Genomic DNA, 13451 nt, shown 5'->3' with positions numbered 1-13451 from the left:
CCTTCTTCAGTTGATGGTTCGGGTTACCGCGAGCCCTTGGGCGCGAAGACCTTGGCGACGACACGGGCGATGAGGTTGAGGATGACGACGAGGATCACCAGCAGCAGCGCCGCGCCCCAGGCGGAGGCGTTCGAAGCCGCGATGTCCTGGCCCGGGAACTTGTAGCCGGTGTACGCCATCACGGGGAGGGTCTGCATCGGGCCGTCGAAGGGGTTGGCGTTGAAGTTGTCGGTGAAGCTCGCCGCCATGAAGATCGGCGCGGTCTCGCCGATCACGCGGGCGATGGCGAGCATGACGCCCGTCACGATGCCGGCGATGGCGGTGGGGAGCACGATCTTGGTGATGGTGGAGAACTTCGACACGCCCAGGGCGTAGGAGGCCTCGCGCAGGTCGCCGGGCACGAGGCGCAGCATCTCCTCGCAGGAGCGCACCACGATCGGGATCATCAGCACCGCGAGGGCGATCGAGGCGGAGAAGCCGCTGAATGCTTTGGGGCCCACGATGAGCGAGAACAGCGAGAACGCGAACAGACCGGCGACGATCGACGGGATGCCCGTCATGACGTCGACCAGGAAGGTCACCGTGCGTGCCATCCACTGTTTCGGCTGCGCGTATTCGACGAGGTAGATCGCCGTCAGGATGCCGATCGGAATCGAGATCAGGGCGGCGATGCCCGTGATGATGAGCGTGCCGACGATGGCCTGCCAGGCACCCACCTGCGTGGTCACCTCGAGGGTGTCCGCGTTGAACGCAGAACTCGAGGTCTGGGTGATGAAGTTCCAGTTGATCGAGCCGATGCCGTTGGCCACCACCGTGATGAGCGTGGAGACGAGCGGCGCGAGAGCGAGCAGGAAGGCGACGGTGACGAGCCCGCGGATCACCCGGTCGGTCGCCTTGCGGCGGTTCTCGACGACGGAGGAGAGGATGCCGAGGGCGAGCAGGTAGATCACCGCGGTGAGCACGAGCCAGCCCGCGATGTTGAAGCCCATGAGCAGCAGCAGGGCGGCGCTCAGCGCGAGGGATCCGCCGAGCACGTACCACTCGACGAACCGGGGGAGCTGACCCGAGGTCAGGGCATTGGCGACGGGCCCGCTGGGCTGGCGGCTGGGGCTGATGGTGGCGCTCACGCGTCTTTTCCCTCTCGCTCTTCCTTGTCGATCTCGGGTTCCTCGTCGTCGGCGCCTTCGGCGTGCGACTTCGCGGCCTTGCGGGCGAGCACGTCGTCGACGGCGAGCACGGTGCTCGGGTCTGACGGCGGCAGCTGGGCGTTGATCTTCTGACGCTTGCGTTTCGTGCCGGCGCCGGCGCGGCCCGCGATCACGCGGGCCAGCATGTTGACGGCCAGCGAGATGACGAACAGCAGCAGGCCGGTGCCGATCAGGGCCTCGCGCTGCAGCGTGGTGGCGATCGGGAAGTTCAGGGCGATGTTCGCGGCGATCGTCTGCGAGTTCTCACCCTCGGTGAGCATCCGCACCGACACCAGGATCGCGGGCGAGATGATCAGCGCGATGGCCATCGTCTCGCCGAGCGCGCGGCCGAGGCCGAGCAGCGTGGCGCTGATGACGCCGGAGCGGCCGTAGGGGAAGACGGCGAGCTTGATCATCTCCCACTTGGTGGCGCCGAGCGCCAGCGCGGCCTCTTCGTGCAGGCGCGGGGTCTGCAGGAAGATCTCGCGGGAGATCGAGGTGATGATCGGCAGGATCATCACGGCCAGCACCACGGCGCCGGCGAGGATGGTGGACCCGGTGGTGGAGACCTGCCCGCCGAACAGCGGGATCCAGCCGAGGTAGGTGTTGAGCCAGTCGGACAGCGGCAGGAGGAAGGGGCGGATCACGATGATGCCCCAGAGGCCGAAGACGATGGAGGGCACGGCGGCCAGCAGGTCGACCAGGTAGCCCAGGATGCCGGCGAGACGGCGCGGCGCGTAGTGCGAGATGAAGAGGGCGATGCCGATGGCGATCGGGGCGCCGATGACCAGTGCGATGGCCGAGGCGAAGAGCGTTCCCCAGATGAGCGGACCGACGTAGGTCCAGAAGCTGGCGTAGCCGCCGGTCGGGCCCGTGTTGAGGTCGGGGTTGTTCTGCCAGTCGGCGAAGATGGCGGGAACGGCCTGGATGATCAGGAAGAGCGCGACACCGGCCAGGATCACCATGATCGAGGCGGCGGAGCCGGTGCTCAGGCCCTTGAAGATCCGGTCGGCCGGACGGGCCTTCGCCCGCATGGTCCGGGCCCCCCGGCTGCTGCCGGAGGGGCCGGAACCGGGCGTCTTCGTCCCGGTAACCGTCTGGTCGCCCACGCTCGTGCTCCTTGCGTCAGATTGAACAGCTGTGTTTTCGCTCACTGCATTCTTTCTCAAGGTTATGGGCGTCGACGAAGCAGACGGCTACCGGACCGGAAGGGAATTACTTGACGAGCTCGAGGCTGGTCTGGATCTCGGCGAGCGTCGCGTCCGGGATCGGGGCGGAGCCGGCGTTCTTGACCGCGATCTGCTGGCCCTGGGTGCTGGCCACGTAGCCGACGAAGGCCTTGGTCAGGCTGCCCTGAGCCGGGTCCTTGAAGGTGGTGCAGACGATCTGGTACGAGATCAGCGGGATCGGGTACACGTCGGGCGTGGTGAGCTTGGTGTAGTCGATCTTCTGCGAGAGGTCGCCCTTCACGCCGGTGTCCTGCGTGGCCGCGGCAGCGGCGAAGGCAGCGGTCGCGCCCTCGGGGCTGAAGGCGACGTAGTCCTTGCCGGTGCCCACCTGGATCTTGGCGGAGGTCAGCGTGCCGATGGCCGAGTGGTCGGCGTAGCCGATGGTGCCCGCGCCGGCCTTGACGGTGTTCACGACACCGGAGCCGCCCTGCTGCGCGGAGGAGCCGGCGACCGGCCACTTGTTGCTGGGCGCGTCGGTCCAGATGGAGGGCTGCACGGCGCTGAGGTAGTTGGTGAAGTTCTGGGTGGTGCCGGATCCGTCGGAACGGGTCACCGTGGTGATCGGGCCGGCCGCGAGGGCGGTGCCACCGTTGTCCGCGGTGATCGCGGGGTCGGACCAGTCGGTGATCTCGAGCTTGAAGATCTTGGCCAGCGTGGCCGAGGAGAGCTGGAGGTTCGTGGTGCCGGGGAGGTTGTAGATGACCGCGACGCCGTCGAGGTAGATGGGGAGGTTCAGTGCGCCACCGGCGCCGCAGATGGCCTGCGAGGAGGTCTGCTGGTCGGCCTTGAGGGGCGAGTCGGAGCCTGCGAAGTCGTAGCTGCCGGCGAGCCAGTTGGTGACGCCACCGCCCGAGCCCTGCGACTTGTCGTAGTTGATGGTGACGCCCTTGGCCTGAGCCGTGAAGGCGGTGATCCATGCGGCCTCGGCGTTCGCCTGGGCGCTGGAGCCGCCCGCGGTGATCGTGCCGGTGAGGCTGCTGTCGACGGCCGAGGTGACCGCGGAGCTGCTGGGGGTGGCCGAGGCCGCGCCCGTGGAGGTGCCGGTGCTGCTGCCGCTGGCGCAGGCGGAAAGTGCGAGGGCGCTGACGAGCGCGATGGACCCCACCGCTGCCACGTTCTTGAGCTTCACTGTGTTCCCTTCGAATCGGGTGTTTCCACGGCGCCCGCAGTGAATTTCGACGGATCGACACAGGCGCGCGAGGGTCGGGTCGGTGCTGACCCGTCAGCGACACTAGGCGGCACGTTTAACGAGCTACCCGCTCCAAGGTGAACGGAAGGTTAACGACCAGGGCCGAAGTGCGCGTCCGCGAGCTCAGACGTGGGGAACGTGCGTCTCGATGGCGATGATGCCGGAGCCGGGCCGGTCGACCGAGAGGTGAAGAACCGAGAAACCGGCGACAGGCAGGTCTCCGGCCCGGGAGACGGTCGCAGCCGGGGCGGTGCCGGTCGCCAGGGCGATCTCCCGCACGATCTCGGGCAGCACGGGTCCGTGGCTGCAGAGCACGGTCGTGATGCGCTTGCGCACCCGCTTGCCCACGACATCGCGGATGGCGCTGTCCCCGGCCTCGAAGGCGTCCTGGCTGATCAGCTCGGTGGCCTTCACCGGCAACCGGAGGGCCTTCGCGAGCGGCTCCACCGTCTGGCGGCAGCGCCGCGCGGTCGAGCTGATGATCTTCTCCGGACCGAAGGCCGTGATGCTGGGCACGATCGACCGTGCCTCGTTGCGCCCGCGCTCGGTGATCGGGCGGTCGGCGTCAGGGCCGACGAACTGGAACGGCGGGGTCGCCTTCGCGTGGCGCAGGGCGATGATCGCGAAGGTGCGGGTCACGCCTTCGGCGGCGAGCATCCGGAAGCGTTCGACGATCTCGGCGTCGCGCTCGTAGGTGAGCGCGGCCATCGCCTTCTTCACGGGCAGCCACTCGAGGGCGGCGACCTCGCCGTTGGGCAGGAAGGTCGAGGCCTTGACGGCCTCGTCGGTGGCCTCGGCGGCCCAGTAGTGCACGACCTTCTCGCGCCCGTTCGGCATCGTGTAGTTGGTGGTGCCGAGCGGGATGCCCAGCGTCACCGCGAGTCCGGTCTCCTCCGCGATCTCGCGCACGGCCGTCTCGGGCAGCGTCTCACCGGGGTCGACCTTGCCCTTGGGCAGCGAGACATCGCGGTGAACGGTGCGGTGGATGACGAGCACCATCGTCTTTCCGTCGATCACACGCCAGAGCACGGCGCCGGCTGCGAAGACCGTCACCGCGTCGTTCCGGGTCGCTTGCGGCGGCTGATCTGCTGCATCAGCTCGTCTTGCAGGTCGATCCGGTGAGCGCCGTGCGCATCCAGGTCGTTGCGCGTCCACGCTCCGGAGTCGTCGAGGGTCCAGGAGGAGACGGTGTCCGACATGGCGAGGTCGAACAGGCCCTCGATCTCCTTGAGATGGTCGGGCTCGACGAGCCGCACGAGCGCCTCCACCCGGCGATCGAGGTTGCGGTGCATCATGTCGGCCGAGCCGATGTAGACCTGGGGGTCGCCGTCGTTGACGAAGGAGAAGATGCGCGAGTGCTCGAGATAGCGGCCGAGGATCGAGCGCACCCGGATGGTCTCGCTGAGGCCCTCCTGCCCGGGCTTGATCGCGCAGATGCCGCGCACCCAGATGTCGATCGGCACCCCGGCCTGGCTGGCCCGGTAGAGGCCGTCGATGATGGCCTCGTCGACGATGGAGTTGAGCTTGATCTTGATGCCGGAGGGCTTTCCGGCCCGCGCGTTATCCGCCTCGACGGCGATGCGCTTGAGCAGCCCCTTGCGCAGGTGCAGCGGGGCCACCAGCAGGCGCTTGAACTTCTTCTCGATGGCATAGCCGGAGAGCTCGTTGAAGAGCCGGGTGAGGTCTTTGCCCACCTGGTCGTCGGCGGTCAGCAGCCCCAGGTCTTCGTAGATGCGCGAGGTCTTGGGGTTGTAGTTGCCGGTGCCGATGTGGCTGTAGCTCTTCAGCCGGCCCTTCTCCTGACGGATGACCAGGGCGAGTTTGCAGTGCGTCTTCAGCCCGACGAGTCCGTAGACCACGTGCACGCCGGCTTTCTCGAGCTTGCGCGCCCAGGAGATGTTCGCCTGCTCGTCGAAGCGGGCCTTGATCTCCACCAGCGCGAGCACCTGCTTGCCGGCCTCGGCCGCGTCGATGAGCGCTTCGACGATGGGGGAGTCGCCGCTCGTGCGGTAGAGCGTCTGCTTGATCGCGAGCACGTGCGGGTCGGCGGCGGCCTGCTCGAGGAAGGCCTGCACGCTCGTGGCGAACGATTCGTAGGGGTGGTGCAGCAGGATGTCGCCGCGGGAGATGGCCTTGAAGATGTCGGGCTTCGCGTTGGGCTCCGGGGGCAGCAGCGCGGCGGCCGTGGTGGGCACGTGCTTGGGATACTTCAGGTCGGGCCGCGGGATGCGCGTGAGGTCGAACAGGCCGCCCAGGTCGAGCGGTGCCGGCAGGCGGTAGACCTCCTGCTCGGTGATGTCGAGCTCGCGCACGATCAGCTCGAGGGTCACCGGGTCCATGTCGTCGGTGATCTCGAGGCGGATGGGCGGGCCGAAGCGGCGGCGCAGCAGCTCCTTCTCGAGCGCCTGCAGCAGGTTCTCGGTCTCGTCCTCCTCGACCTCGACGTCTTCGTTGCGGGTGACCCGGAACACGTGGTGCTCCACGATCTCCATGCCGGGGAAGAGGTCGCCGAGGTGGTTGGCGATGAGGTCCTCGAGCGGGATGAACCGCAGCTCGTTGGCGCTCTCGCGCTGGTCGACGCGGATAAACCGGTTGAGCACCTGCGGCACCTTGAGGCGCGCGAACTCCTCCTTGCCGGTCTTCGAGTTGCGCACGCGCACCGAGAGGTTGAGCGAGAGCCCCGAGATGTACGGGAACGGATGCGCGGGGTCGACCGCGAGCGGCATGAGCACCGGGAAGATCTGCGAGGAGAAGATGTCGTGCAGGTTCACCCGGTCGGCGTCGTCGAGCTCGGCCCAGGTGACGATGCGGATGCCCTCGGCCGCGAGGGCGGGGCGCACGAGTTCTTTGTAGGCCGCGGCGTGGCGGGCCTGCAGCTCGTGGGCCTTCACGGAGATGTCTTCGAGCACATCCGTGGGCCGGCGGCCGACGTTGGTGGGCACGGCGAGGTCGGTGAGGATGCGCCGCTTCAGCCCGGCGACCCGCACCATGAAGAACTCGTCGAGGTTCGAGGCGAAGATCGCGAGGAAGTTCGCGCGTTCGAGCACCGGCAGGGCCGGGTCCTCGGCGAGCTCGAGCACGCGGGTGTTGAAGGCGAGCCAGCTCAGCTCGCGGTCGAGATAACGGCCCTCCGGCAGCGGCGGGCCATCGGTCGTCACGGTCAGCTCGTCGTAGTCGTCGTCGAAGTCCGTGACGACGCCGGCATCGAGCGAGATCATGTCGTCGTCCATGCAGCCATCATGTCACTTGCGGGTGTCGGGAGAACATCGCCCCCTGACGATCGGGCTCCGGAATCCCATGTGGCGTGAACGCATGCACCCCGGGCGCTCTGGTGGCCAGGACATGCGGCGCGTGAGCATGAGATGTGAGCCCACTCGATTCCGCCGCCGCGCGATTGCTGGGCGCGCGCATCCGGAACGAGCGTCAGCGCTTCGCGCTCAGCCAGATGGATCTCGCCGACCTGGCCTCACTGCACTTCACGAACCTGGGGCGCATCGAGCGCGGGCAGGCCAACCCGAACCTCGACACGATCGTGCGCATCGCGAGCGCCCTCGAACTCGACCCGGGCGTGCTGCTGCAGGGAATGACGGCCGACATGCTGCCCGAACGGACGCACGGCGTGACGGCGGGCGACCTCATCCGGGCCCGCGAGGCGCAGCCGGCGCCTCGACACACCGCCTGAGCCGCTGCCGACGAGCGCTGTCATCGCGCAGCGCCCTCAGCGCGGAAGAGAGCCGGCCACTGCGGCGGCGACCGCGTCGGAGACCGAGGCCGTGCCGCCGAGCACCACGACGGCCGAGGGCTGCAGCCGCGCCAGCTCGGCGGCGATCGTGGCGGGCAGGGTGTCCCGGGTGACGAGCAGCACCGGGGCGCGGTCGCGGATGGCGGCCGCGGCTCCCGAGAGCGCATCGGGGAACTTCTCGCCCGAGGCGATGTAGACCGTTCGCGAGCCGGAGGCGAAAGCCCCGGCCGAGATCGACGCGGCCACGGCGAAACGATCGGCGCCGGCCACTCGCTCGACGGGGGCGATCGCGGCGAGCTCCGTCTGCGTCGCCGCGGAGACCGTGTTGACGCCGCCGAGCAGCACGATGCGGCCAGGGGCGAGCCGTCGCAGCTCGTCCGCGACGGCCGAGGGCACGCCGTCCCTGCGGGTGAGCAGCACGGGGCCGCCGGCCAGGCCCGCTGCCGGGGAGCCGGCCAGGGCATCCGTGAACACCTCGCCGGAGGCGACGTAGGCCACCGGGCGCCCGGGCGAGAAGACCGAGGCCGAGATGGCGGCCGAGAGCGCGAATCGGTCAGCGGCCCCCAGGCGGGTCACTGTGTCCGAGTAGGCCCCCAGTGCGGCGATCACCCCGTCGCCGACCGTGTTCGGGCCGCCCAGCACGACGATGCGCTGCGGATGCAGGCGGCCGAGCTCGCTCGCGACCGACGGGGGAACGGCGCTCTTCGTGACGAGCAGCACGGGGCTCCCCTCGCCGCCGGCGGCGGCCGAAGCGGAGAGGGCGTCGGGGAACACCTCGCCCGACGCGACGTACGCCGTGGCCGTTCCTGGTGGGAAGGTCGCCGCCGAGATCGCCGCCGACACCTCGAAGCGGTCGGCGCCGGCGAGGCGCTGGAACGACGGTGCCGGGTGCGGGAGCGGCGCACGGTAGTCGCCCGCCACGAGCATCATGCCGAGCAGCCGGAGCGAGTCGGAGTAGTAGCCGGCGACGGGCGCGCTCCGCAGGGCCGCCCACCCCGCGTTCGTGAACGCGGTGAGCGCCGGATGCGCGCCCGCGTCGAGCGAGGCCGCCGTCACCATCGGCGCGAGGAAGGCCGGACTGCCGTAGGCGACGAGCTCCGTGCCGTCGAGCTGGTAGCCCGCGCGCAGCGCCGCGGGGTCGCCCTCGGTGCTGCCCACCGCCCAGGCCGCCATCGTGAGCGCCGCCTGGCGGGAGGCGGTGTCGCCGGGGTCGGTGAGCGCGGATGCGGCGAGCCGCCACGGCGTGCGGCACGCGTTCCACGAGAAGTCGCCGTCGTTCTGCGACTCGAGGTAGCCGGCGGGCGCGGGCCGGGGCGTCGCATCCGTTCCCACCACGAAATCGGGGAGGAGGCCGGTGCTCGGTGCCCAGCTCGCCTGCATCGTGGCGATGAGGGAGCTCGAGGCGGTGGCCACCTGGTTCCACAGCGGGTCTCCCGTGACCTGGCCGAAGGCGTGGAAGTGGTCGATCATCAGGTCGGAGGTGCGGGTTCCGAAGCGGTAGGTGCTGTTCGCGGCCGCCCAGTCGCCGAGCAGAGGCAGGTGCGTCAGGCTGTTGATCTCACTGCGGCCGATCGCGGCGATGAGCTCAAGGGCGGCGGCGTGGTAGTCGACGGCTCCCGCCGAGCCCCACTGCTCGTCGGCGAGCAGGAGCGCGAAGGCGATGTCGAGGTCGCCGTCGCTCGCCGAGGAGGCGTCTCCGGGGATGCTCGCGCAGTTCGCGTTCTGATGCCAGGCCATGAGCGCCGGATCGGTCTCGCTCGGGTGGTCGCGCACGTAGGCGTAGAGGCCGTCGAAAGTGGTGCGGGCGGCGGGGTCGGAGGGGGCCATGAGGGCTGTGATGAGCATCCCGTAGCCCTGGCCCTCGGAGACCACCCTCGACGACGTCGCCGTCGAGGCGTCGACGTAGTAGCGGCCGGTCCCGCAGCCGGCCACGAGGTAGTCGGCCTTCCAGCGGGAGTAGGCGGCAGCGGTGTCGGCGGAGGCCGAGGGGATGGGGGCCGACGGTGCGGCCACGACCGGCGCCGGCGCCGCGACGAGCGCCGAGAGCATGACCGCGCCGGCGAGCAGCGCCGAGACGGCGGCCTGGCGGGGGCTCTGGCGCACGCGCATCCGGCACTCCTTCGTTCAGGCGGATGCCGTCGAGGATACCTCAGCCGCGTGGCCGCCCGGTGAGCACCTGACGGTACTGCACATCGATGGTGTGGTCCGTGAAGCCGAGCGAGCGGTAGAGCGCCACCGCGCGGGTGTTCTCCCCGTCGACGTAGAGCGCCGCCTGCGCGCAGCCGCGTTCGACCAGCCGCGCGAGCCCGCGGTTCATCAGGAAGCGGCCGAGGCCCTGACCGGCGTGCGCCTCGTCGACGCCCACCACGTAGATCTCGCCCACGCGGTCGTCGTCGGGCTCGATCTTCAGCCAGTTGTAGCCGATCATGCGGCCCTCGGCGTCGCGCAGCAGCAGGAAGTCGTCGGGCTCGAACCACGCCTCCGACATGCGGAAGCGCAGGTCTTCGGCGGTCATCCCGCCCTGCTCGGCGTGGTCGGCGAAGACGCGGGCGTTCAGCTCGACCCAGTCGTCGACATCCGCTCCGCCGCGGAAGGTGGAGAGGCTGATGCCGGGCGGGAGCTCGGTGCCGGGGCCGGCCGAGGCGGGCAGTTCGCGGCGCAGCTGCAGCAGGGTGCGCACGGCCCGGAAGCCGTGGCTCGCGGCCAGGCGGCGGCTGGCCGGGTGGTCGCCGTGCGCCCAGGCGAGCAGTCCGGCTTCCGAGTTCCGCAGCAGGATCTCGAGCAGCTGCCGCCCGAGGCCCTCTTCGCGCCACTCCGGATCGATCACGAACTCGAACTCGCCCTGCCCCACGATGGCGGCCCCCACGACGGTGGAGGTGCGCTCGGCGAGCAGCAACGAGCGGGTGCCCTTGCCGATGTCCACGAGCGCCTGGTCGTTGAACGGCGGCTGACCGTCGACCAGTGCGGCTCTCGCCACGAGCCGCAGGAAGGGCTCGCGCGCCTCGTCGGGGCTACTGACCGAGAGTGTGAGCGAGTCGCTCATTGTCGTCCTCGAAGAAGTTGAAGCGGTACCCCACGTTGCGCACGGTGCCGATCAACGATTCGAGGTCGCCCAGTTTGGCGCGCAGCCGCCGCACGTGCACGTCGACCGTGCGGGTGCCGCCGAAGTAGTCGTAGCCCCACACCTCGCTGAGCAGCTGCTCGCGGGTGAACACGCGCGAGGGGTGCATCGCGAAGAACCGCAGCAGCTCGAACTCCTTGAAGGTGAGGTCGAGCGGGCGGCCGTGCACGCGGGCCGAGTAGCTCGCCTCGTCGATGACGACGCCGGATGCCTGGATCTTCGAGGTCGACTGGTCTTGCACCTGACGCCCGATGGCGAGCCGGATGCGCGTGTCGACCTCGGCCGGCCCCGCCGACTCGAGCACGACATCCGCCGCACCCCACTCGGCGCTGACGGCGGTGAGCCCGCCCTCGGTGAGGATGAGCACGACGGGAACGCCGATGCCGGTGGTGCTGAGGATCTTGCAGAGCGAGCGGGCCGAGGCGAGGTCGTGCCGGGCGTCGACGAAGATGAGATCGCTGTTGGGGGTGTTCACCAACTGGGAGGGCTCGGCAGGGATCTGACGTGTGCGGTGGCTGAGCAGAGACAGTGCGGGCAACACCTCTCGGTCGACCGCAGAGGTCAGTATCAACAACTGCGCCACGTAAGTTCCTCCAGAGAACGCCTGCGGTACATCCTATCGGGCAGAATGGCGGGTATGAGTCTGCTCATGAGAAGCGTAGTCCCGGTCTGGATCCTCGCCGTCCTCGCCGTGATCGCCGTGGGCGTCTTCGTCTCGCCGGGGAGCTATCTGGTGTTCATGCCCGTCATCCTGGGGCTGGCCCTGCTGGTGACCTTCGGTGTCCAGATGCTGGTGCCCGTGCGCAAGGGCTATGTGAACCGCGTCTCGGCCAGCCTGGGCGGCACGGTCGTCATCCTGGCGCTGGCCACGGTGGTGCTCGCCCCCCTCGCGTTCGCCGCGGGCGCTAAGCTGTAGAGCATGCAATCCTACGTCGCGCTAGAACTCCTGTTCATCGGCCTTCTCGGGCTTGCGAGCCTCGCCATCGCCTGGACCGCGGGGGTCGTCATCTACAAGCTCTTCCGCGGCCAGCGCTGAGTTCGCCGCTGTGATCGAGATCCCCACCGACCTTCCCGCCGAACTCGTCCCGCTCTCGTGGCTGATCGGCGTGTGGGAGGGCACGGGCGTGATCGACTACACGATCGGCGAGGAGAACGTCTCGCGCGAGTTCGGCCAGCGGGTCAGCTTCAGCCATGACGGGCTGCCGTACCTGAACTACAGCTCCTACACCTGGCTGCTCGGCGACGGCCCGGCGCCCGCCGACCCGGCCGAGATCCTCGCCCGCGGAGCGGTGGCCGGCACCGGCGAGCCGGATGACGGGTCCACCGGCGCAGACGCCGACGCCGCCGACCAGGACGCGAACACCGGCGCGCCCACCCCGCTCACCGCCGAGACGGGCTTCTGGCGCCTCAGCCGCCTGCACATCGAGGGCGACGCGGGCCCGGGCCTGCTGCCCGGCGTCGGCCCGCGCCCCTTCAACACGGCGCAGTCGGTCGAGACCCTGCGCAATTCCGCGGAGGGCTTCGACATCGAGGTGTCGATCGTGCACCCGAGCGGCATCAGCGAGCTCTACCTCGGTCAGGTCAAGGGCCCCCGCATCGACCTCGCCACCGACGCCGTCGTGCGCTCGCGCTCGGCGAAGGAGTACACCGCGGCCACCCGCATCTACGGTCTCGTCGACAACCACCTGCTCTGGGCCTGGGACATCGCCGCGCTCGGCCAGAGCCTGCGCACCCACGCCTCGGCGCGCCTCGCGAAGGTCGACTGATGGCCATGGCCGAGGTCGCCGCTCCCGCCTCCGCGTTCCTGTCGCTCCCGGGCGCGGTGGCCGCCGCGGGTGCCGACGCGGGCATCCCCTCGCATTACGGCAACCCGCTCGTCGAACAGCGGATGCTCGCGGGCGTCGTTCCCTCGGCTCCCGTCATCGTCGACCTCTCGCACCGCGGGGTGGTCTCCGTCTCCGGCCCCGATCGCCTGAGCTGGCTCGACTCCGTCACCAGCCAGAGCCTGCGCGGTCTCGCTCCGGGGGACTCCGCCGAGACCCTGCTGCTCTCCGTGAACGGCCGCATCGAGCACGCCATCCGCGTGTTCGACGACGGCGAGACGGCGTGGCTGCTGGTCGACGCCGGCGAGACCGAGTCCCTCGAGGCCTGGCTGCAGCGGATGCGCTTCATGCTGCGCGTGGAGATCGCCGACCGCTCGGCCGAGTTCGCCACGGTCGGGTGGCTGGCCGGCGCGCCCGACGCCCCCGCCTCGCCCGCGCTCGCCGCCGTCGCGGCCGCGGGTGGCGGGCATCCGCTCACCTGGGCCGATCCGTGGCCCGAGGTCGTCGCCGGTGGCGTGCAGTACGCCCAGGTCGACGAGCACCCCGGCGCCGACTGGTTCTGGCGTGAGACCCTCGTGCCGCGCGAGAAGCTCCCCGAGCTCGTGGCGGCCGTGCAGAGCGGCGAGCTCGCCGTAGCCGGGCTGCTCGCGGCAGAGGCGCTGCGCGTCGCCGCCTGGCGCCCGCGGCTCTCGACCGAGGTCGACGAGAGGTCGATCCCGCACGAGCTCGACTGGATGCGCTCGGCCGTGCACCTGGACAAGGGCTGCTACCGCGGGCAGGAGACGGTGGCGAAGGTGCACAACCTCGGCCACCCGCCGCGGCGACTGGTGTTCCTGCAGCTCGACGGCTCCGACGCCGTGCTCCCGGCCGCGGGTGACGAGGTGTTCCTCGCGCCCACCGGCGCGGCCGGCGAGGCCGGGGCCCCGGATGCGGTGGGCCACGTGACCTCCGTGGCGATCCACCATGAGTGGGGCCCGGTCGCCCTGGCCGTGGTGAAGCGCCAGCTCGACCCCGAGGCCGGCCTCGTGGTGCGCACCGCCGACGGCGACGTCGCTGCGACCGCGGAGTCGATCGTCTCGCCCGAGGCCGGCGCTGCCGTCGGCCGGGTTCCGCGCCTTCCCCGGCTCGGCGCCCGCCGCCGCTGAGCGCGCCGCGGATGA

At 70.1% G+C, this 13451-nt stretch carries 12 protein-coding genes; 4 read left to right on the top strand and 8 right to left on the bottom strand.

Translation table 11 applies throughout. The features are described 5' to 3' along the window. Window positions 1-23 precede the first annotated feature (23 nt). From pstA to VD659_RS11190, 5 genes are all read right to left on the bottom strand, one after another. Window positions 24-1127, bottom strand: coding sequence for a phosphate ABC transporter permease PstA (pstA, locus tag VD659_RS11210; RefSeq protein WP_423261177.1), 1104 nt, complete (start codon window positions 1125-1127; stop codon window positions 24-26). Next, entirely contained in the window at window positions 1124-2221 is a 1098-nt protein-coding gene (gene pstC / locus VD659_RS11205) for a phosphate ABC transporter permease subunit PstC (RefSeq protein ID WP_423261445.1), read from the bottom strand. The genes pstA and pstC overlap by 4 nt, the downstream gene beginning before the upstream one ends. Before the next feature lie 181 nt (window positions 2222-2402). Continuing rightward, window positions 2403-3545 (bottom strand): phosphate ABC transporter substrate-binding protein PstS, encoded by a 1143-nt coding sequence (locus VD659_RS11200; protein WP_423261176.1) that lies wholly within the window; start codon window positions 3543-3545, stop codon window positions 2403-2405. Between the two features lie 183 nt (window positions 3546-3728). Further along, on the bottom strand, window positions 3729-4658 hold the full coding sequence (locus VD659_RS11195) for an NUDIX hydrolase (protein ID WP_423261174.1): 930 nt from the start codon (window positions 4656-4658) through the stop codon (window positions 3729-3731). Beyond that, on the bottom strand, window positions 4655-6835 hold the full coding sequence (locus VD659_RS11190) for an RNA degradosome polyphosphate kinase (protein WP_423261173.1): 2181 nt from the start codon (window positions 6833-6835) through the stop codon (window positions 4655-4657). Before VD659_RS11190 ends, VD659_RS11195 begins: the two co-directional genes overlap by 4 nt. A gap of 134 nt (window positions 6836-6969) precedes the next feature. Here VD659_RS11190 and VD659_RS11185 point away from each other — a divergent pair, with 134 nt between their 5' ends. After that, a complete protein-coding gene (locus VD659_RS11185) occupies window positions 6970-7287 on the top strand; it encodes a helix-turn-helix domain-containing protein (protein WP_423261172.1) in 318 nt (105 codons plus the stop codon). 36 nt (window positions 7288-7323) lie between these two features. Here VD659_RS11185 and VD659_RS11180 read toward each other — a convergent pair whose 3' ends face one another. From VD659_RS11180 to VD659_RS11170, 3 genes are read right to left on the bottom strand one after another with little or no spacing between them, the layout of a single operon-like run. Continuing rightward, window positions 7324-9456 (bottom strand): glycosyl hydrolase family 8, encoded by a 2133-nt coding sequence (locus VD659_RS11180; RefSeq protein ID WP_423261171.1) that lies wholly within the window; start codon window positions 9454-9456, stop codon window positions 7324-7326. Between the two features lie 40 nt (window positions 9457-9496). Beyond that, on the bottom strand, window positions 9497-10390 hold the full coding sequence (mshD, locus tag VD659_RS11175; protein WP_423261170.1) for a mycothiol synthase: 894 nt from the start codon (window positions 10388-10390) through the stop codon (window positions 9497-9499). Then, window positions 10359-11051: a response regulator transcription factor gene (locus VD659_RS11170; protein WP_137837876.1), complete on the bottom strand. Its 693-nt coding sequence runs from the start codon at window positions 11049-11051 to the stop codon at window positions 10359-10361. The genes mshD and VD659_RS11170 overlap by 32 nt, the downstream gene beginning before the upstream one ends. 66 nt (window positions 11052-11117) lie before the next feature. Here VD659_RS11170 and VD659_RS11165 point away from each other — a divergent pair, with 66 nt between their 5' ends. The 3 genes from VD659_RS11165 to VD659_RS11155 all read left to right on the top strand — a co-directional run bounded on the left by VD659_RS11165 (window position 11118) and on the right by VD659_RS11155 (window position 13436). Continuing rightward, complete coding sequence (locus VD659_RS11165; protein WP_423261169.1) at window positions 11118-11384, top strand: hypothetical protein; 267 nt, start codon at window positions 11118-11120, stop codon at window positions 11382-11384. 130 nt (window positions 11385-11514) lie between these two features. Further along, window positions 11515-12234 carry an FABP family protein gene (locus VD659_RS11160; RefSeq protein ID WP_423261168.1) on the top strand — a complete coding sequence of 240 codons (720 nt, stop codon included), beginning with the start codon at window positions 11515-11517 and terminating at the stop codon, window positions 12232-12234. Between the two features lie 5 nt (window positions 12235-12239). Then, window positions 12240-13436, top strand: coding sequence for a YgfZ/GcvT domain-containing protein (locus VD659_RS11155; RefSeq protein WP_423261167.1), 1197 nt, complete (start codon window positions 12240-12242; stop codon window positions 13434-13436). The last annotated feature ends 15 nt before the right edge of the window (window positions 13437-13451 follow it).

This window comes from Herbiconiux sp. 11R-BC (assembly GCF_049472555.1).
GTDB lineage: Bacteria > Actinomycetota > Actinomycetes > Actinomycetales > Microbacteriaceae > Herbiconiux.
The sequence above is the reverse complement of the archived record's forward strand: the minus strand, read 5'-3'. Positions and strand labels throughout refer to the sequence as shown.